Annotated in this window: 21 protein-coding genes; 12 read left to right on the plus strand and 9 right to left on the minus strand. The window is 70.3% G+C overall.

All coding sequences use genetic code 11. The features are described from left to right. Window positions 1-56 precede the first annotated feature (56 nt). Both WC555_RS00245 and WC555_RS00250 read right to left on the minus strand, forming a co-directional pair. Window positions 57-506, minus strand: a complete 450-nt coding sequence (locus WC555_RS00245; RefSeq protein ID WP_373250219.1) for an OmpA family protein — start codon at window positions 504-506, stop codon at window positions 57-59. Window positions 507-586: 80 nt separating this feature from the next. Further along, window positions 587-928, minus strand: a complete 342-nt coding sequence (locus WC555_RS00250; RefSeq protein WP_373250220.1) for a YMGG-like glycine zipper-containing protein — start codon at window positions 926-928, stop codon at window positions 587-589. Between the two features lie 183 nt (window positions 929-1,111). On the opposite strand from WC555_RS00250, the gene WC555_RS00255 reads away from it, so the two are divergent. The 3 genes from WC555_RS00255 (at window position 1,112) to WC555_RS00265 (ending at window position 3,308) form a co-directional block, all read left to right on the plus strand. Beyond that, the gene (locus WC555_RS00255; protein ID WP_373250221.1) at window positions 1,112-1,429 is read left to right on the plus strand and encodes a hypothetical protein; all 318 of its coding nucleotides are present in this window, start codon (window positions 1,112-1,114) and stop codon (window positions 1,427-1,429) included. A gap of 68 nt (window positions 1,430-1,497) precedes the next feature. Continuing rightward, entirely contained in the window at window positions 1,498-2,457 is a 960-nt protein-coding gene (locus tag WC555_RS00260) for a diacylglycerol kinase family protein (protein WP_373250222.1), read from the plus strand. After that, on the plus strand, window positions 2,457-3,308 hold the full coding sequence (locus tag WC555_RS00265) for a metallophosphoesterase (RefSeq protein WP_373250223.1): 852 nt from the start codon (window positions 2,457-2,459) through the stop codon (window positions 3,306-3,308). The genes WC555_RS00260 and WC555_RS00265 overlap by 1 nt, the downstream gene beginning before the upstream one ends. Before the next feature lie 40 nt (window positions 3,309-3,348). Here the strand turns inward: WC555_RS00265 and WC555_RS00270 are convergent, their stop codons facing one another. The 3 genes from WC555_RS00270 to WC555_RS00280 form a co-directional block, all read right to left on the minus strand. Continuing rightward, a complete protein-coding gene (locus tag WC555_RS00270; RefSeq protein WP_082559993.1) occupies window positions 3,349-3,513 on the minus strand; it encodes a DUF1328 family protein in 165 nt (54 codons plus the stop codon). 87 nt (window positions 3,514-3,600) lie between these two features. Continuing rightward, window positions 3,601-4,008, minus strand: coding sequence for a hypothetical protein (locus WC555_RS00275; protein ID WP_373250224.1), 408 nt, complete (start codon window positions 4,006-4,008; stop codon window positions 3,601-3,603). Further along, complete coding sequence (locus WC555_RS00280; protein WP_373250225.1) at window positions 4,008-4,388, minus strand: DUF883 domain-containing protein; 381 nt, start codon at window positions 4,386-4,388, stop codon at window positions 4,008-4,010. Before WC555_RS00280 ends, WC555_RS00275 begins: the two co-directional genes overlap by 1 nt. A 135-nt stretch (window positions 4,389-4,523) precedes the next feature. Between WC555_RS00280 and WC555_RS00285 the strand changes: the two genes are divergently transcribed. Both WC555_RS00285 and maiA read left to right on the plus strand, forming a co-directional pair. Further along, the gene (locus tag WC555_RS00285) at window positions 4,524-5,177 is read left to right on the plus strand and encodes a fumarylacetoacetate hydrolase family protein (RefSeq protein ID WP_373250226.1); all 654 of its coding nucleotides are present in this window, start codon (window positions 4,524-4,526) and stop codon (window positions 5,175-5,177) included. Then, window positions 5,174-5,806 carry a maleylacetoacetate isomerase gene (maiA, locus tag WC555_RS00290; RefSeq protein ID WP_373250227.1) on the plus strand — a complete coding sequence of 211 codons (633 nt, stop codon included), beginning with the start codon at window positions 5,174-5,176 and terminating at the stop codon, window positions 5,804-5,806. The genes WC555_RS00285 and maiA overlap by 4 nt, the downstream gene beginning before the upstream one ends. On the opposite strand, the gene WC555_RS00295 is transcribed toward maiA, so the two are convergent. Beyond that, window positions 5,803-6,693 carry an alpha/beta fold hydrolase gene (locus WC555_RS00295; protein ID WP_373250228.1) on the minus strand — a complete coding sequence of 297 codons (891 nt, stop codon included), beginning with the start codon at window positions 6,691-6,693 and terminating at the stop codon, window positions 5,803-5,805. The genes maiA and WC555_RS00295 overlap by 4 nt on opposite strands. A gap of 47 nt (window positions 6,694-6,740) precedes the next feature. Here WC555_RS00295 and WC555_RS00300 point away from each other — a divergent pair, with 47 nt between their 5' ends. Next, window positions 6,741-7,391 (plus strand): glutathione S-transferase family protein, encoded by a 651-nt coding sequence (locus WC555_RS00300; protein WP_373250229.1) that lies wholly within the window; start codon window positions 6,741-6,743, stop codon window positions 7,389-7,391. A gap of 6 nt (window positions 7,392-7,397) precedes the next feature. Here WC555_RS00300 and WC555_RS00305 read toward each other — a convergent pair whose 3' ends face one another. Further along, complete coding sequence (locus WC555_RS00305) at window positions 7,398-8,747, minus strand: peptidoglycan DD-metalloendopeptidase family protein (RefSeq protein ID WP_373250230.1); 1,350 nt, start codon at window positions 8,745-8,747, stop codon at window positions 7,398-7,400. 423 nt (window positions 8,748-9,170) lie between these two features. On the opposite strand from WC555_RS00305, the gene WC555_RS00310 reads away from it, so the two are divergent. The 6 genes from WC555_RS00310 to WC555_RS00335 all read left to right on the plus strand — a co-directional run bounded on the left by WC555_RS00310 (window position 9,171) and on the right by WC555_RS00335 (window position 14,808). Then, window positions 9,171-12,350, plus strand: a complete 3,180-nt coding sequence (locus WC555_RS00310) for a YdbH domain-containing protein (RefSeq protein ID WP_373250231.1) — start codon at window positions 9,171-9,173, stop codon at window positions 12,348-12,350. Between the two features lie 82 nt (window positions 12,351-12,432). Further along, window positions 12,433-12,621 (plus strand): YnbE family lipoprotein, encoded by a 189-nt coding sequence (locus WC555_RS00315; RefSeq protein ID WP_373250232.1) that lies wholly within the window; start codon window positions 12,433-12,435, stop codon window positions 12,619-12,621. 17 nt (window positions 12,622-12,638) lie between these two features. Continuing rightward, complete coding sequence (locus WC555_RS00320) at window positions 12,639-13,001, plus strand: YdbL family protein (RefSeq protein WP_373250463.1); 363 nt, start codon at window positions 12,639-12,641, stop codon at window positions 12,999-13,001. A gap of 115 nt (window positions 13,002-13,116) precedes the next feature. Next, on the plus strand, window positions 13,117-13,398 hold the full coding sequence (locus WC555_RS00325) for a hypothetical protein (protein WP_373250233.1): 282 nt from the start codon (window positions 13,117-13,119) through the stop codon (window positions 13,396-13,398). 42 nt (window positions 13,399-13,440) lie between these two features. Beyond that, window positions 13,441-14,250, plus strand: coding sequence for a tryptophan 2,3-dioxygenase (locus tag WC555_RS00330; protein WP_373250234.1), 810 nt, complete (start codon window positions 13,441-13,443; stop codon window positions 14,248-14,250). Between the two features lie 72 nt (window positions 14,251-14,322). Continuing rightward, window positions 14,323-14,808, plus strand: coding sequence for a PA2169 family four-helix-bundle protein (locus tag WC555_RS00335; protein ID WP_373250235.1), 486 nt, complete (start codon window positions 14,323-14,325; stop codon window positions 14,806-14,808). Window positions 14,809-14,868: 60 nt separating this feature from the next. Here WC555_RS00335 and WC555_RS00340 read toward each other — a convergent pair whose 3' ends face one another. Together WC555_RS00340 and WC555_RS00345 are read right to left on the minus strand one after the other, a co-directional pair. After that, window positions 14,869-15,318 (minus strand): copper chaperone PCu(A)C, encoded by a 450-nt coding sequence (locus WC555_RS00340; RefSeq protein WP_373250236.1) that lies wholly within the window; start codon window positions 15,316-15,318, stop codon window positions 14,869-14,871. A 14-nt stretch (window positions 15,319-15,332) separates the two neighbouring features. Continuing rightward, window positions 15,333-16,676 (minus strand): PepSY-associated TM helix domain-containing protein, encoded by a 1,344-nt coding sequence (locus WC555_RS00345; RefSeq protein ID WP_373250237.1) that lies wholly within the window; start codon window positions 16,674-16,676, stop codon window positions 15,333-15,335. Window positions 16,677-16,711 lie beyond the last annotated feature (35 nt).

The following is a 16,711-nucleotide window of genomic DNA, read 5'->3' on the forward strand; positions in this document are numbered from 1 at the left end:
GCGTCGGCGCGACCTTAGCCGCCCCGACCCCGTCGCGTCACCAGCGGCGCGTCGCCTCAGCGCCGCGGAACGGCGTCGATCAGCACTTCGGTGCGGCGGCGCATCGGTTCGCGCACCCCGCCGGGGGTTTCGGCGCCGGTATCGCCGGCCGCGTCGACGTCGAACACGGGCGCCGGCCAGCCGGCCGCCGTCAGCGCCTCGGCCACCGCCTGGGCCCGGCGCTCCGACAGGTCCTGGTTCGCGGCGGCGCCGCCCCGCGCATCGGACAGACCCAGCACCTGCACCTTGCGGATGTCGCAGCCCTGCAGCTGCGCCGCCGTCATGCCGATGGCCTGGCGCGCCGACTCCGTCAGCCGCGCCTCGCTGTCGGCGAAATAGACCTCGAACCGCTTTTCGACGCAGGCCGACGGCTCCGCCACCAGATCGCTGCGGTTCTTGAACCCCGTCATGCTGCAGCCCGCCACAGCCACCGCCGCCAGACCCAGCCCCAGAATTGCTCGCTTCATCCTCACCCCTCCATCAACCCGTGAAAAGGGCGGCCCGCCAGTCGACGAACCGCCCTGATATTCAGTCGAAAAGCCTGCGCCTAGTAGCGACGCTGGCCATTCTCCCAATAGCATTCGTCCTGACGGCCATCGTAGCAATAGTAGTAGCGGTTCTGGCTGTCGCGGTAGCGTTGCTGGTTGGCGCGGTCCTGCTGCGAGCCGCGAATGGCGCCCGCCGCGCCGCCGACGACGGCGCCGATGGCCGCGCCGGTTCCGGCGTTGCCGCTGCCGACGTTGTTGCCGATGATGGCGCCGGCGACCGCGCCGAGGCCGGCGCCGATCGCGCCCTGACGAACCGTCCCATTGGTGCCGCCGTAGCCGTCGCTTGCACAGGCGCTGGCCAGCAGGCCGGTAGCCGCGATCGCGATGATTGCCTTGTTCATGGGTATGTCCTTCATCCCTTGGGTTCGCCCCTGCGGTGAGAACGCTGGATAAGCGTTGCGGTTCCACCTCTATAATGCGGGGCGGGCCTGTGTCAGGTCCGGACGGCGCCCCGTCAGACGCGGGCGCCGATGCTTCATGGGTAGAGACGGGGGTCTTGTATGCGTTTTTCTGAACCGGTCCGCATGGCGGATGATGGAGAGCACAGCCCGGTGTGGGCGCGCTCCAAACGCCGTTCGGGCAATCCGCTGGTAGGGATCATCGTGACCCTTCTGGCCTTGTTTGGCGTGCTGACGGCCGTGCTGGGCGTCAAGGAGCGTTCGCTGGCTGAGGGCGGAGCCGTCATGGACGGCTGGATCGCCAAGGGCGTCGCCACCGTGAAGGGCAAGGCGCCCGAGGCCGCCGACCAGGCTGCTGACGCGACGGTCGCCGCCGCCGAAAAAGCCGGTGACGCAGCCCAGGCCGGTGCGGCCGCCGCTTCGGACTCGTTGAAGAAGCAATAGCTGCGCTTGAGGCCGGAGGCGCCGGAACATCGCCTCGGCCGGGGCGTTCGGGCGGCATGACAGACGCCTTGAACACGACCGTTGATCCGACGGCCGCGCCGAATGGCGCGGCCGTCGAACCGCGCGCGCTGACGACCCATGTCGCCCTGGGGCGGATCATCTTGCTGGTCAATCCGCAGGCGGGCGGCGTGGGTCCGAACGCGGCGCAGGAGGCCGAGGCGATCCTGGCTGACTATGGCTGCGAAGCATCCGTGGTCGCTCTGGACTCCGGCGGCTTCGACGGCCAGATCCAGGCCGCTCTCGACGCCCGGCCCGATGTTCTGTTCGTTCTGGCGGGAGACGGCACCGCGGGCACGATCGCCTCGCGCGCGGGACCCGACGGGCCCCTGATCGCGCCGCTGCCGGGCGGCACCATGAATATGCTGCCCAAGGCGCTGTACGGCACCGCCGACTGGAAGGCCGCCCTCCGGCTCGCGCTCGAGCACGGCGCGCCGCAGTGCGTCGCCGGGGGCGAGGTTTCAGACGGCCAGACCTCGCGGGTCTTCTATTGCGCCGCCATCCTCGGCTCGCCCGCCCTGTGGGCCCCGGCGCGCGAGGCTGTACGGGATGGCCATCTGAAGCTGGCTTGGATGTATGGGCGCCGCGCCCTGCGCCGCGCCTTTTCGGGCAAGATGCGCTTCTCGCTGGACGGGAAGGCGGACCGCAAGGCCGAAGCGCTGGTGCTGATCAGCCCCCTCATCTCGAAAGCCATGGATGAGAACACGGGCCTGGAGGCCGCCGCCATGAATCCTTCCGACGCCGCCCAGGCCTTCCGGCTGGCTGCGCACGCTGTGTTCAGCGATTGGCGGCAGGACCCCGCCGTGACCACCAAGGCGATCCAGCGCGCCACCGTCCACGCCCGTTCGCGCATCCCGGCCGTGATCGATGGCGAACCGATCCTGCTGTCCCATGAGGCCAGGGTGAAATTCATCCGAAACGCCTTCCAGGCCCTGGCCCCCGCGCCGTCCGCGTCCGGGGACGCGGTCTAGTGGGGCGGATTCTCCAGTTCTCGGACATCCACTTCGGTTGTGAACACCAGCATGCGTGCGCCGCCGCGCTGGAGTATGCGCACGCCAATGCGCCCGACCTGGTCCTGATCACCGGCGACATCACCCAACAGGGGTTTCCGGAGGAGTTCGAGGCGGCGGGCCGATGGATCAACCAGATGCCGGATCCGCGCTTCGTCATCGTCGGCAATCACGACGTTCCCTACTGGAGCCTGTTCGCGCGGCTGTTCGCGCCCTGGAAGGCGTTCGAAAAGGCCACCGGCCACCCGGCTCACGACCACCAGTTCCTCAGCCCCACGGTCATGGTGCGCGGCGTCGTCACCGCGCGCGGCTGGCAGGCCCGGCCCAACTGGTCCAAGGGCGTCATCGACCTGATGCAGACCCGCAAGGCCGCCGAGGCCCTGCGCCAGGCCCCGGTCGGCGCCCTGCGCATCCTCGCCTGCCACCATCCTCTGGTCGAGATGATCGGCACGCCGATGACCGGCGAGGTCAAGCGCGGGGAGGCGGCCGCGCTGATCTTCGCCGAGGCCGGCGTGGACATCATCGCCACCGGTCACGTCCACGTGCCCTTCGCCCTGCCCATCGGCCTGGGCGACCACTGCTCCTATGCGATCGGTTGCGGGACCCTGTCGCACCGCGAACGCGGGGCGCCGCCCAGCTTCAACCAGATCGAATGGGACGCCCACAACATCACGGTGACCGCCATCGCCTGGGACGGCGAGGGGTTCAATCCCAGCCGGACCTGGACGCTGCCCCGTCGCCAGGACACCCGCATGACCGCCACCGCGCCCGATCCGAATGTGGCGGGTGAAAAGGAAAAGGCCGCGGTCTGAGCGACCGCGGCCTCGTCCGTATGGTTCGGTTTGAGCCGGTCTAGATCCGGCGTCCCCTGCCCGTGACGAAATGCACGATCAGCAGGATGATGAAGACGACGAACAGCACATAGGCGATGTTCATCGAAAGCCCGGCGACGCCTCCGGCGCCGAGGGCGCCGGCGACCAGCGCCAGAACGAGAAAGATGAGAGCCCAACGAAGCATCAGCGGTTCCTTCCAGAGCGATGGATCAAGGAGCGACAACCCCGCCGCGCCCGCCTGACCAACGTTCCGGAACCGGAGCCGTTCCGCTTACCCGCGGCGCCGTCCGTGGGGCTTCTCGGTGAAGGCGGCCGCGACCATGGTGGCCAGGGCCGGATTCCGGAGGAAGATCCAGCCGCCGGCCAGAGCCGCCACGGTCCCGAGGATGGGGCGCTGGCGGAACAGGCTGTAGGCGCGCTGGCCCAGCCCGACCGGCTCGTCATCGTCCAGGTCGTCCTCGGCTTCGCTGCGGACCACGAACATCGTCGCCACCCCGACAGCGATCAGGCCGAACAGCAGGAAGGTGATCGCCGCCGCCGCCAGAGGCACGACGACCAGCTGCAGGGCGAAGAAGATCGTCGCTCCCAGCGCCAGGACAGCCACAAGGGCGGCCCCCGCCGCGGCCGCAGCCGCGACGGCTTTCTTGACCAGACCCCTGGCCAGTCCTGCGCCGAACATCAGCGGCGACGGCCCGCGAGCAGCAGACCCAGCACAACGCCGACGCCGAGCGCGATGGCGGTCGACTGGACGGGACGCTCCTGCACCCGCTCGGTGATGTAGCGTTGGGCTTCGTCGAAGCGCTCCTGCGCCTCGTCATAGTATTCCTGACCGCGGACGCGGGCGGTGTCGTAATAGCCGCGGGCGCGGTCACGCATGACCTCGGACTGTTCGCGCAGCCGGGCTTCGGCCTCCGCGGCCTTGGCGCGCACGCGGGTTTCGGCCTCGGCGGCTTTCTCGCGCAGGCGCGCCTTTTCCTCGGCGCCCAGCACCTTCAGGTCGTCCTTCAGGGTATTGAGGTCGTTCTTTACGGCAGTTCGTGCCGCCTTGGTCGTGGCCATGATGCGCGCTCCGGTGTTCAAGCTTGGCTGTTAAATATAGAATTCATAGCGGAAACGCCACCGCGCGGCGCCGGTTCCGCATCGCACCATTTCCGACGGGTGGCGAAGCGCCGCATCCGGGCATAGACAGACACCATGACCGACTGGCTGTTCTCACCCGCCCCGACCCCCTCCCTGCCGATCCACGGGAGTCCGCAACGCTTCCCCGTCCGGCGCATCCTGTGCGTGGGTCAGAACTACGCCGCCCACGCCCGCGAGATGGGCCATGACCGCGCGGAGCCCTTCTTCTTCACCAAGCCCGCCGACGCCGTGGTCGTCGATGGGGCCGATCCGGTCTTTCCCCTGGCCACCGCGAACCTGCACCACGAGGTCGAGCTGGTCTGCGCCGTCGGCGTCGGCGGGACGATCGCCGGCTGGGCCGTCGGCTGCGACCTGACCCGGCGCGACCTCCAGGCCGCCGCCAAGGACAAGGGCCGTCCGTGGGACGCGGCCAAGGGCTTCGACCAGTCCGCTCCCTGCGGTCCGATCACCCCAGGCCCCCTGCCGGATCCGGCGGCCCTCATCGCCCTGTCGGTGAACGGCGAGGTCCGCCAGTCGGGCCGGCTGGACGACATGGTCTGGAACCCCGATGAAATCCTCGCCAAGGCGCGCACCCTCTGGGACGTGCGGCCCGGCGATCTGATCTTCACCGGCACGCCGGAAGGCGTCGGCCCGCTGCAGCCCGGCGACCGGGTCGAGGCCTCCATCGGCGGTCTCGAGCCGCTCGTCTTCACGGTGAAGCCGCGATGATCCTGCACGGCTACTGGCGCTCGGGCGCCGCATATCGCGTCCGTATCGCGCTGAATCTGAAGGGCGTGAGCTACGACCAGCAGGGCGTCGACCTGCGCACCGGAGCCCAGGGTTCCGACGTCTTCGTCGCCCTCAACCCGCAGGGCATGGTGCCCGCGCTCGAGGTGGACGGCGCCGTCCTGACCCAGAGCCCCGCCATTCTCGAATGGCTGGAGGAGACCCATCCGCAACCGCCGCTGCTTCCCGCGGATCCGGTCGAGCGTGCGCAGGTCCGCGCCATGGCTGCGGTAATCGGCTGCGACATCCATCCGCTCAACAACCTGCGCGTCGGCAAGGCCCTGCGCGAAACCTTCGGCGCGGATCAGGCGGCCGTCGACGCCTGGGCCGCCCGCTGGATCGTTCCCGGTTTCACCGCCCTCGAAGCGCTGGTCGCGCGGCAGGGCGCGGGCTGGTGTTTCGGCGACGCCCCGACCCTGGCCGACTGCTATCTGATCCCGCAGATCTATTCCGCCCGGCGCTTCAATGTCGCCCTGGACGCCTTCCCGCGCCTGCTGGCCATCGACGAGGCGGCGAAACAGCATCCCGCCTTCGCCGCCGCCCATCCGGACGTCCAGCCCGACGCCGACTAGGCCAGGAACCGCTCTACCGCCGCCAGGAACCGCCGCGGCTGGTCGATCATCACCATATGTTCGGCCCCTTCGATCCGCTCGAAGGTCGCGGGCCGGCGCAGGCGCGAATAGGCCCCGCGGAACAGGCTGTCGGCCCGGGCGCGCGGCGAATTCTGGTCGGCGCTCCAGCCATAGACCACCGTCACGGGCGCTGTGATGTCGGGCAGGCGGCGGCGCAGATCGACCGTCATCACCTCGTACAGCGACTGGGCCAGCACCCGGCGGTCGCCGCCCTGCCAGCCCATGGAGCCGAACACCGCGTCCGTCGCCCCGCCCAGGTCCAGGCCCATGGACCGTCCCCGGGTCCGCAGCGCCTCGTCGCCCAGGAACTGGATCGCCTGATAGGCCAGCTGGGCGATCGGCTCGACGTCGCCGACCGTCGCCGCCGGGCTGATCAGGGCGGCGAAGAAGGGCGAGGAGTCCACCGCCATGACGCGCCCCACACGCGCGCCGGCGTCGGCCGCGACCCGGATGCCGACCTGGCCGCCCATCGAGTGGCCGATGATGGCGGGCCGATCGAGTCCTTGCTCGGTGATATAGCGGCGCACCTCATTGGCCACGCCGGGCATGACCGAACCGTCGGCGTTGCCCTGGGCCGCCAGATCGCCGAAACCGCGCACCGAGACCAGATGCAGCCGCCGTCGGCCTTCAAGCTGGGCCGCCAGCCCGCGCCACACCTCGGCCGTCGAGGCCAGGCCGGGGATCAGGACGATGTCGGGGCCCCGCCCGCGCGTCGTCACGGTGACGCGGCCCGAGCGGAAGGGGGTCTGCGCCCACGCGCCCGACCCCGCGCTCCAGAGCGCCGCGCCGGCGGCCAGCCCCTTCAGAATGTTTCGCCTTTGTTCCATGCCGTCTTTGAGTCTAGCTTGCCGGGGCAAACGCGAGGGAGGTCACAATGAGCCAGCCGTCCGACGAGATCGTCTTCTACACCAACCCCATGTCGCGCGGGCGTATCGCGCGCTGGATGCTGGAGGAGGTCGGCCGCCCCTACCGCACCGTGGTGCTGGATTACGGCACGACGATGAAGGCCCCCGAGTATCTGGCCATCAATCCGATGGGCAAGGTGCCGGCCATCACCCATCGCGGCGTGACCGTCACCGAATGCGCGGCCGTCTGCGCCTATCTGGCGGACGCCTTTCCCGAAGCCGGTCTGGCTCCGTCACTCGACGACCCGAAACGCGGCCCCTATCTGCGCTGGATGTTCTTCGGCGCGGGACCGCTGGAGGCGGCGGTGACGGCCCGGTCGCTGAACCTTCTGGCCCCGGCCGACAAGGCCGCCATGGCCGGCTACGGCAGTTTCGACCAGGTGGTCGACGCGCTCGAATACGCCGTGACCAGCAGCGGCGGGCCCTGGCTTCTGGGCGACCGGTTCAGCGCGCTGGACGTCTATCTGGGCAGCCAGATCGGCTGGGGCCTGCAGTTCAAATCCATCCCCGAGCGGGACGCCTTCAAGGCCTACGCGGGTCGGCTGTTCCAGCGTGAGGCGGCCGTCCGGGCGCGCGGGATCGATGACGCCCTGATCGCGGCGGCCCATGCGGAGGGTTGAGGAGACCTAGCCCTGGGCGGGTCGCAGGCCGGCCGACGTCGGGGCGGCGGGAGCCGCCAGGGCCGCGCGCTGGACCTGCGGGCGGCGTTCGCCGCCGGCGGCGCGGATGCGGTCGATGCGGGCCTTTTCGGCCTTGAAAGCGGTCAGGTCGGCCCCGGCGAGGATGGTGCCCTCGGTGGTGCGCACGCCGGCGGGATTGATCCGCTGGCCGCCGCGCCAGAGTTCATAGTGCAGGTGCGGCCCGGTCGAGGCGCCGGTCGAGCCGACATAGGCGACGATCTGGCCCTGACGGACGCGCTGGCCGGCGCGGACGCCCGAGGCGTAGCGCGACAGGTGACCGTAGCCGCTGTCCAGGCCGTTGGCGTGGCGGATGCGAAGCCAGTTGCCATAGCCGCCCCAGCGGCGCGCCTCGACGACGACGCCGTCGGCGGGCGCCACCACCGGCGTGCCCATGCCCGCGGCGAAGTCGATGCCCTGGTGCATCTTGCGATAGCCGGCGATCGGGTGACGGCGGAAGCCGAACGAGGACGAGACCCGGAAGCCCCGCTCCAGCGGCGTGCGCATGAAGGCCGAACGGGTGTTCTTGCCCGTGGCGTCGAAATACTGCGGCTCCTTCGCCCCGGCGGGCTGGAAGCGGTAGAAGGCCACGCCCTTCAGTTCGGCGTAGAGCAGACCGTCGGTGCCGATGGTGCGACCGTTTTCCGTGACGGTGCGGCCGAACACATAGGTGAATTCGTCGTTCGACCGGATGTCCCGATCCATGTCGAACTTGTGCGAGAACAGGCGGCCGGCGGCGCGGGCGACGTCGGCCGGGGCGCCTTCGCGCCGCGCCGTGCGCGACAGCGAGCCCTCGACCTTGCCGGTCAGGACCACGGTCTCGTGCGTGACCTTCTCTTCCAGGGCGCGCAGGCGCAGGGCGCCGTCGAAGCTGCGCGAGACGGTCAACTGGGTCGCGGGGCCCGTGCGCATGGTCAGGCCGATCAGGCGGGCGTCGCCCCGGCCGCCGCGCGGTTTGGAGATGGCGGTTTCGAAGCGCTGGCCGACCCGCATCGCGGTGACGTCCATGGCGTTTGAAAGGGTGGCGGCGACGGCGGAGGCTTCTTCCGGCGCGATGCCGGTGCGGCGCACGGCCTGCTCGAAGGTCTCGCCGCGGCGAATCTGGACCGGAATGGCTTCCGGGGTGGTCAGGCCGGCCGGGGTCCCGGCGGCGGCGAACGCCTGATCGGCGAGAGCGGAAATTTGAATCTGCGTGAGAGGCGGAGCCTCTTGCGCTTTCGCGGGTTGGTATACGCGTCCGGCAAGGAGCGCCACCGAGATCGCGGCCACCGCCGTGAGGGCGTGAGGCGCGATGCGCATCGGTTGGCGACGTGGATCGAACTGAGCCATCGGTCCCCGAAAAACGACGACGCCGTTCGGCGCCAAGCCACTGGAAGCAAGCTTCGCGCCGGAACAGCCCCCGCCGCGAAGACAGGCCCTATAGCCCGTCCGTCCCAACATGGGAAGAAGGTTCGTTACAGACCGTTAACCGGAGCCGTTCGCGCCGGTAAAGCTTGCGTGAGCCGAGAGAATATCGTGCGACTTGAACAGTGTATTCGCGATGGTGCGAACAGGAGTCGGCTCTGACGTGTGTGATCCATCCCGGCCCGACTCTGGTTGCATTCAAAGTGGCCGATGCGCCACTCAACCGTGCTTCGACAGACACGCTTATAGTATTCGACCGTTTCCACGCTTTGTTCAGCGGGCTTCCCGCAAGGCGTCCCGTCCGGCTATGAGCGGCTCATGAGCGCCGACGCTTCGCCCGCCCCCGTTCCCCGGCGTCCTCGCGGCCGCCCCGTGCTGATTGTCGCGGGCGCCGTGCTGGGCGTTCTGCTGATCCTTGTCGCCATGCTGTGGCTCAATCGCCGCGCCGCCACGCGCCAGGTTCTGATCGGCTGGCTGGAGCAGCAGGGCGTGGACGCCGATATGCAGATCGAACGGCTGGAGATGGACAGCCTCGTCGCCAGCGTCCGCATCGGCGATCCCGCCAACCCCGATGTGACCATCGAACGGGTCGAGGTCGACTATGGCCTCGCCGCCCCCTGGTCGAAGGGGGGGCTTGGCGTCACCCCGACGCGAATCCGTCTGGTCCGCCCGGTGGTCCGCGCCAGCGTGCGCGGCGGCAAGCTGACCTTCGGCTCGCTGGACCCGCTGGTCGAACGCTTCACCGGCCAGCCGCCCCGGCCCGACAGTCGCAGCCCCCTCGTCATCGTCGAAAGCGCCCGGGTGCGACTCGACACCGACTACGGCCCGACCAACATCCTCGGCGACGCGCGGATCGACAACGGCAAGCTGATGCGGCTGACCGCCCGCATGCCCGCCGCCGCCTTCAAGAGCGGGGATATCGAGGCGCGCGGCCTGCAGGCCGCCGTCGACCTGACCACCACCGGCGACCGCATCGTCGTCCGGCTCGACGCCGCCGCCGAACGGGCTGCGCTGCCAGGGCTCGAAGGCGAGACCGCCCAACTCGTCCTCACCGGAAACCTGCCCTATCCCGATCTGAAGGGGCGCCGGGGCGACGGCCGCGCCGCCGTGAACGGCGCCTTTACGGCGGCCCGCCTGTCCTCGGGCGAGACCACCGCCCGGGGCGCTGAGGTCCGCCTGAAATTCGCGGGCCAGACCGCCGGCTGGATCGAAACCTTCCGCATCGACGGCGTCGGCGACCTCGACGCCCGGGCCGCCCGGATCGAGGGGCCCGCCTCCGTCTCGACGGCCCGGCTCCGTCTGGATCGCGCCCGGGCGGTGCTCAACCGCGACGCCAGGGGCGTGGGCTGGCGGCTGGAAGGTCCCGCGACCGCCTCCGCCGCCCGTGCGTCCGGCGGGGGCCTCGACGGGACCGCCCTGACCCTGAACTCGACCCGTTTCCTGCTCGGGGGCCGCGACGCCGCGTTCGAGGCCGAGGGACCCTTGTCCCTGTCGGCGACGCGTCTGGCGTGGGATGATCTGGTCCTGAACGGCGTAAGCGGCGGCGGCCGTCTCGACCTCGTCGCCGACGGCGGACTGCGCGTCGAGGCGACCGGATCGCTCGCGGCGGCGCGGGGCAGTTGGCCGCTGTTCGGCCCGACCGGGTCTGAGGACGTGCCCGAACTGGCCGGGATGAAACAGGCGCTGTCGGCCTTCGCCGTCGACATTCCGGCCTTCAGCCTCACCGCCGGTTCCTCGGGCGCCCGCGTCGCCCTGACCCGTCCCGCGACCCTGCGGCCCGCCAACGGCGGCGTCCTGACCCTGCATCCCGCCGCCACGCCCATCTTCGCCGCCGCGCGCGGTCAGGCCGGAGGCGGGGCTCTCAGCCTGAGCGCGACCCGGGGCCGGGGCCTGCCCGAGGCCGCCTTCGCCATTCCCGCCTGGCGCCTGACCCCGAACGGCTTCACCGCGACTTTGGACGGCCGCGCCGCCCTCGACTTCGGCCTCGCGAGGGGGATCGTCGTCCAGACCCGGGGCGAGCTGACCTCGTCAAACGGTCGCGTGACCTATGTCGCCGCGGGTTGCGGCCCCGTCACGGTCGAACGTCTGGAACTGGACGAGAGCGACGTCACCGATCTCGCCGGCCAGATCTGCCCCGCGGCCCGCCCCCTAGCCAGCATCGCCGACGGCGGCTGGCGCTCCGACGGATCGATGCAGGGCTTCAGCGCCAACGCCCCCTTCCTCGCCCTTGGCTTCCGGGACATCCAGGGCGGCTTCACCGCCGTCGGACGCCCCGCGGGCATCGATCTCGACGTCCGCGTCGCCAGCGCCTCGGTCGTGGATGCGACCACGCCCCTGCGCTTCAATCCCCTCGCCGCCGCCGGTTCGGCCCGTATGAGCGGCGAGGACTGGACCGGCGCCTTCGACCTGACCCGCAACGGCGCGGCCCTCGGCCGTCTGACCCTCGCCCATGACGGCGGCGCCGGCGCGGGGGGGATCGTCATCGACGCCCCTTCGCTGGTCTTCGCCGAGGGCGGCCTGCAGCCCGCCGATCTCAGCCCCCTGGTCGCCGACTTCGTCGCCTCGCCGGCGGTCGGCTCGGTCGGCTTCAGCGGCCGCATCGACTGGCGCGCGGACGAGGCGGGGACCAGCTCCGGCCGCCTGACCATCCCCGGCCTCGACTTCGTCAGCCCGGCCGGCCCGGTGAAGGGGCTGCGCGGAACGGTCGACTTCATCAACCTGGCCCCGCTGACGGCCGCGCCCGGCCAGCGCCTCACGGCCGACAGTCTGGACTCGGTCACGCCGCTGACGGACATCGAACTGACCTTCGGCCTCGACAAGGCGGCGGTGACCATCCAGGCCGGAGACCTCGCCGTGGCCGGCGGCCGCGTCAGCATTGAGCCCTTCGCCGTCTCGCTGGACCCGACCCAGCCGATCACCGGCGTCATCGTTCTCGACAAGGTTCAGCTGGGCGACATCATCGCCGGCGCGGGCTTCGGCGAAAAGGTCAAGCTCGACGCCCTCGTCTCGGGCCGCCTGCCCTTCACCTCGACGCGGGAGGGCGGCGTCCGCATCACCGGCGGAACCCTGGCCGCCGTCCAGCCCGGCCGTCTGTCGATCGCCCGCGAGGCTCTCAGCGGGCTCGAGGCCGGCGGCGGCGGCGAGGCCGTGCCGCCCAACACCATCCAGGACCTCGCCTATCAGGCGATGGAGAATCTGTCCTTCGACCTGCTCTCGGCCGAGGTGAACAGTCTCGACGAAGGCCGGATCGGCGTGCTGTTCCGCATCCGCGGCCGCCACGATCCGCCGGTTCAACAGGAACTGCGCATCTCGCTCGCCGACTTCATCAGCCGGGAGTTCCTGAACCGCGAACTGCCCCTGCCGTCCGGCACCGGGATCGATCTGACGCTGGACACCACCCTGAACCTCAACCAGCTGGTCGGCGATCTGCTGCAGATGAACCGCGCCCGCAACGGCCAGACTTCGGATGTTCCGACTCCCTCGCCGGAGACGCCGTGATCCCGCCGCCATCTTCGTTCAGAACCCGTTCACCCGCCGGGGCGTTAAGTCGCCGTGGATTGAAGACCGGAGACCACCGACCATGACCCGGACGCGCACACGCCTCGCCCTTTTCGGCCTCGTCGCCGCCCTTGGAGCGAGCGCCTGCACGCCCACGATCCGGCTGCAGGTCGATCCGATCCAGATCTACGCCAAACTGGACGCCGACGTTCGCGTGCGTCTCGACAAGGAGCTGCAGGACCTCCTCGTCGAAAACCCCAACCTGTTCTGACGCGAAAGTTGACCCAGATGTCTTTCCGCAAGTTCTTCGTCGTCGCCGCGGCCGTCGCGGCTCTCGGCGTCGCCGCGGGCGCGGCCTTCGCCCAGACTTCCGCCCAGAAGTCGATGATTGACGCCGCCAAGGCGCAAGGCGCGGTCGGCGAACAGGCCGACGGCTATCTCGGCTTCCGCGTCCCGGCGTCCGACCCGGCCCTGACCCAGGCGGTCCAGGCCACCAACGCCGCGCGGCGCGAGGCCTACGCCCGCAGCGCCCAGGCGGCCGGCACCACGGCCGACGTCGCCGGCGCCCGGATGTTCGAAGGTCAGCTCCTGCCCCGCATCAGCTCGGGCCAGTGGTACCGCAACGCCCAGGGCCAGTGGGTCCAGCGCTAGCCCGGCCTCGCGGACGCCTTGATCCGCGGCCGCCGTCCCGACGGCTCCGGGGCGCGGCCTTTGCACGCACAGCTATCCGCTCGCATCCCGCGCCCCGGGTCGCTACAGCTCCTGCATGGCCGTCCGCTTTCTGCGCAACCTCCTGATCGCCGCCGGCGTCTCGGCGGCCGCCACCGGTCTGATCAGCCTGTTCTGGAAGATGATCGGCGGGGGAGACCTGCCGCTGCATGGCTGGATCGCCCTGCTGCTGGGCGTTCTCGGCACGGTGACCCTCGCCTGGGTGCTGATGGGGCTGGCCTTCAAGTCGGATCGCGAAGGCTGGGACGACCGGGTCGACAACTCGCTGGACCCGGGCCGCGACGACGCGGGTGACGGCCGGGGCGACGACGGGCGCTGACCCGCTCTTGAGCCGGGGCTCCGCCCGCGCGATAGGTCGCGGATGACCGACGCGCCCGCCCATCCCTCCGACCTCACCTACGCCAGCTATCTGGCCCTCGACGACCTGCTGGCCGCCCAGCATCCGGTCTCGGACGAGCACGACGAAATGCTGTTCGTCATCATCCACCAGACCAAGGAGCTGTGGCTCAAACAGATCCTGCACGAGGTGACCCTGGCCGGGACCCTGGTCCGCGCCGGCGACCTGGTTCCCGCCTACAAGAGCCTCGCCCGCGTCAGCCGCATCCAGGCCGTCATGACCATGAGCTGGGACATCCTGGCCACCATGACCCCGGCGGACTATCTGCGCTTCCGCGGCGTGCTGGGCTCGTCGTCCGGTTTCCAGAGCGACCAGTTCCGCCGTCTGGAATTCATGCTGGGACTGAAGGACGAGCGCTTCCTTCGCTTCCACGAGGACCGGCCCGAGGCCCACGCCGCCCTGCGCGCCGCCCTGGCCGCGCCCAGCCTCTATGACGACGCCCTGCATCAGCTCGCCGCCGCCGGCCTGCCGGTCCCGGCCGAGGCCCTGCACCGCGACGTCAGCCAGCCGTGGACGCCGTCCGAGGGCGTCGAGGCCGCCTGGCTGGAGGTCTATCGCGACACCACCCGCTGGTGGCCGTTCTACCAGTTGGCGGAGAAACTGGTCGATCTGGACGACGCCCTGCTGACCTGGCGGCACAAGCATGTCGTCACCGTCGAACGCATCATCGGGCGTCGCCGCGGCACCGGCGGCACCGAGGGCGTCGCCTATCTGACCGAGACGCTGCAGCGCCGCTGCTTCCCCGAGCTCTGGTCGCTGCGCACGAAATTGTAGAACGGCGAAGCTGAAACCTTTTGCGGCGGCTCCGCGCTTTCAGGTCTCCTCCCAACAGTGAAGGCCGATCCCATGAGCACGCCCAACCATCACGACATCCATGTCCTGAACAGCCTGATCGAGACCACCATCGACAGCGCCGACGGCTATCGCGAAGCGGCGAAGGAAACGGACAAGCCCAACTATCGCACCCTGTTCGAGGCCCGCAGCTTCGAGCGCCAGCAGGTCGCCTCCGACCTTCAGGGCGCCGTCCGCAGCCTCGGCGGCGATCCCGAGGACGACGGCACCATCCTGGCCAAGGCCCACCGCGCCTTCCTGGACGTCAAACACGCCCTGCTGCGAGACGAACAGGCCGTGGTGAACTCGGTCGAGAACGGCGAGGACTTCATCAAGGGCAAGTTCGAAACCGCCCTTGAGGACTCCAACGTCTCGTCCACCACCCGCGAAACCATCCGCCGCGCCTACGGCACGGTGAAGGACGGCCACGACCAGATGCGCGACCTCAAGCGCAGCCTGGAAGGCCAGAAGGACGCCGACAACCGCCTGCATCCGAACTGATCCCGGCGCGACTCCCTCCCCGCGAGGGGAGGGAGTCGCGCCCCGAAGACCACGATCGCATTATTGGCCCGGCCGCTGCGGCTGTCCGACAACGGCGCGGATCCCCAGCGGCTGGGCATGCTCGAACGTCAGCGTCAGCGAGACCTGTTCGCCGGCCTTCAGCGGCTGTTTGACCCCCAGCAGCATGATGTGGTCGCCTCCCGGCCGCAGGACGACCGCTTCGCCGGCCGGAAGGGCGAGACCGTCCTTGAGCTCTGCCATCGACATGACGCCGTCCACGATCTTCATCTCATGGATCTGGCCCTCGGCCGCCGCGGGACTGGCGACCGACACCAGGCGATCGTCACGGCTCGATGTCAGGGTCAGATAGCAGCCGGTGATGTCGCGGCCGTTGGGCGTCGGCCGGCAGAGGGCGTCGGACGGGGAGACGACCGCCGGGGTGTCGGCGGCCGGGGGCCGGTCGCAGCCGGCGAGCGCCAGCAGGACGGCGGGAACGAGCAGGTGTTTCATGGGTCTGGGGTCCTTCAGGTGAAAGCGAAACGGCGACGCAGGAGCGACACGGCCCGCTCGAGCGCGAGGGCGACGATCAGGCTGAGGCCGGTGAGGGGAAAGAGGATGGCCAGGGGCAGGACGATGCCGAGCACGGCGGCGCGGACCCGGGGTCCCGGCGGCGCCTCGGGCGCGCCGAGCCGGCCCTTCGAAAGCCGGGGCGGGCGACGCTTCCACCACATCATCACGCCGCTGATCGCCAGCAGCCAGATGCCGATGCAGCCGCCCAGCATGACGGAACGGTTGATCCAGCCGTATTGCGTACCCTGATGGACGGCGATGCCCCATTCGAAGGCCTTCGCTCCGACCCCGAACTGGCCGTAGCGGATGTCGGCCCGCACCGCCCCGGTGGTCGCATCGATATACAGGGCGCGCGTGTCCTCGACCTGCCGCACCTGCCGCGCGACGGTCCAGGCCAGGCCGGGATCGGACGGGATCGACACCATCCAGGGCCGGGCCAGACCTTGCCGCTCCGCGGTGGCGATCACCGTGGACAGTCGCCCCGGGCCGGCGGGGGGGCCGGGCATGACCATCCCCTCCATGGTCCAGCCGACGCCCGCCGGGGCGTCCCGATGTTCGGCGTGGGCGAAGGGGCTGGCGGCGCTCGGAGCCGCCGGTCGGCCGAGGCCGTGATCCTTCACCCAGGCCATGTACTGGTCGCCCCAGAAGGCCGACCACGGCATTCCGGTGAGGGCGAGGAAGGCGATGACGCCGCCCGCGTACAGTCCGGTGACCGCATGCAGGTCGCGCCAGAACGGGCGACGTCCCGGGTCCCCGGCCTTGATCGCCACCACGCCGACGCCGCGTCCGCGCGGCCACCACAGGAACAGTCCGGTCGCGACCAGGATGATGGCCCAGCCCGCGACGATCTCGACGACATAGTTGGCCCAGGGCCCGAGCAGGATCAGGCTGTGCAACTGTTTGACCGTCTCCATCACCCCGCCGAACGGGGTCGATCCGATCAGTTGCGCGTCGTGGGGATCGACGAAGGCGGTGCGTTTGCCGCCGTCCGGCCGGTTGACGGTCAGGCGGACGGCCTCGCCCGGTCCGGCCGGGACCAGCACATTGGCCACCGCGCCGCCCAGCCCGGCTTCGGCGGAGGCCGCCCAGCGGTCGGGCGAGGCTGCGGCGGCGCGCGGCGCGACGCGGGACAGGTCGCGATAGACCGCGCCGTCGATCTCGTCCGCGAACAGATAGAGGGCGCCGGTCAGCGCCATCAGCATGAGGAAGGGCAGCACCAGCAGGCCGGCGTAAAAATGCCAGCGCCACACCGCGCGAAAGGCCCCCGACAGGGGACGATCAGGTTTGTATTCTGTCATCTTGAACTCCGTCGGGGCGGACCTTCCGGCCCGCC

Source organism: Brevundimonas sp. (genome assembly GCF_041648615.1).
In the GTDB taxonomy this organism is placed as follows: Bacteria; Pseudomonadota; Alphaproteobacteria; order Caulobacterales; family Caulobacteraceae; genus Brevundimonas.

Coding starts and splice junctions, on each gene's coding strand:
- WC555_RS00245 (WP_373250219.1), bottom strand. CDS start 506: ATGAAGCGAGCAATTCTGGGGCTGGGTCTGGCGGCGGTGGCTGTGGCG.
- WC555_RS00250 (WP_373250220.1), bottom strand. CDS start 928: ATGAACAAGGCAATCATCGCGATCGCGGCTACCGGCCTGCTGGCCAGC.
- WC555_RS00255 (WP_373250221.1), top strand. CDS start 1,112: ATGGCGGATGATGGAGAGCACAGCCCGGTGTGGGCGCGCTCCAAACGC.
- WC555_RS00270 (WP_082559993.1), bottom strand. CDS start 3,513: ATGCTTCGTTGGGCTCTCATCTTTCTCGTTCTGGCGCTGGTCGCCGGC.
- WC555_RS00275 (WP_373250224.1), bottom strand. CDS start 4,008: ATGTTCGGCGCAGGACTGGCCAGGGGTCTGGTCAAGAAAGCCGTCGCG.
- WC555_RS00280 (WP_373250225.1), bottom strand. CDS start 4,388: ATGGCCACGACCAAGGCGGCACGAACTGCCGTAAAGAACGACCTCAAT.
- WC555_RS00285 (WP_373250226.1), top strand. CDS start 4,524: ATGACCGACTGGCTGTTCTCACCCGCCCCGACCCCCTCCCTGCCGATC.
- maiA (WP_373250227.1), top strand. CDS start 5,174: ATGATCCTGCACGGCTACTGGCGCTCGGGCGCCGCATATCGCGTCCGT.
- WC555_RS00295 (WP_373250228.1), bottom strand. CDS start 6,693: ATGGAACAAAGGCGAAACATTCTGAAGGGGCTGGCCGCCGGCGCGGCG.
- WC555_RS00300 (WP_373250229.1), top strand. CDS start 6,741: ATGAGCCAGCCGTCCGACGAGATCGTCTTCTACACCAACCCCATGTCG.
- WC555_RS00305 (WP_373250230.1), bottom strand. CDS start 8,747: ATGCGCATCGCGCCTCACGCCCTCACGGCGGTGGCCGCGATCTCGGTG.
- WC555_RS00310 (WP_373250231.1), top strand. CDS start 9,171: ATGAGCGCCGACGCTTCGCCCGCCCCCGTTCCCCGGCGTCCTCGCGGC.
- WC555_RS00315 (WP_373250232.1), top strand. CDS start 12,433: ATGACCCGGACGCGCACACGCCTCGCCCTTTTCGGCCTCGTCGCCGCC.
- WC555_RS00320 (WP_373250463.1), top strand. CDS start 12,639: ATGTCTTTCCGCAAGTTCTTCGTCGTCGCCGCGGCCGTCGCGGCTCTC.
- WC555_RS00325 (WP_373250233.1), top strand. CDS start 13,117: ATGGCCGTCCGCTTTCTGCGCAACCTCCTGATCGCCGCCGGCGTCTCG.
- WC555_RS00330 (WP_373250234.1), top strand. CDS start 13,441: ATGACCGACGCGCCCGCCCATCCCTCCGACCTCACCTACGCCAGCTAT.
- WC555_RS00335 (WP_373250235.1), top strand. CDS start 14,323: ATGAGCACGCCCAACCATCACGACATCCATGTCCTGAACAGCCTGATC.
- WC555_RS00340 (WP_373250236.1), bottom strand. CDS start 15,318: ATGAAACACCTGCTCGTTCCCGCCGTCCTGCTGGCGCTCGCCGGCTGC.
- WC555_RS00345 (WP_373250237.1), bottom strand. CDS start 16,676: ATGACAGAATACAAACCTGATCGTCCCCTGTCGGGGGCCTTTCGCGCG.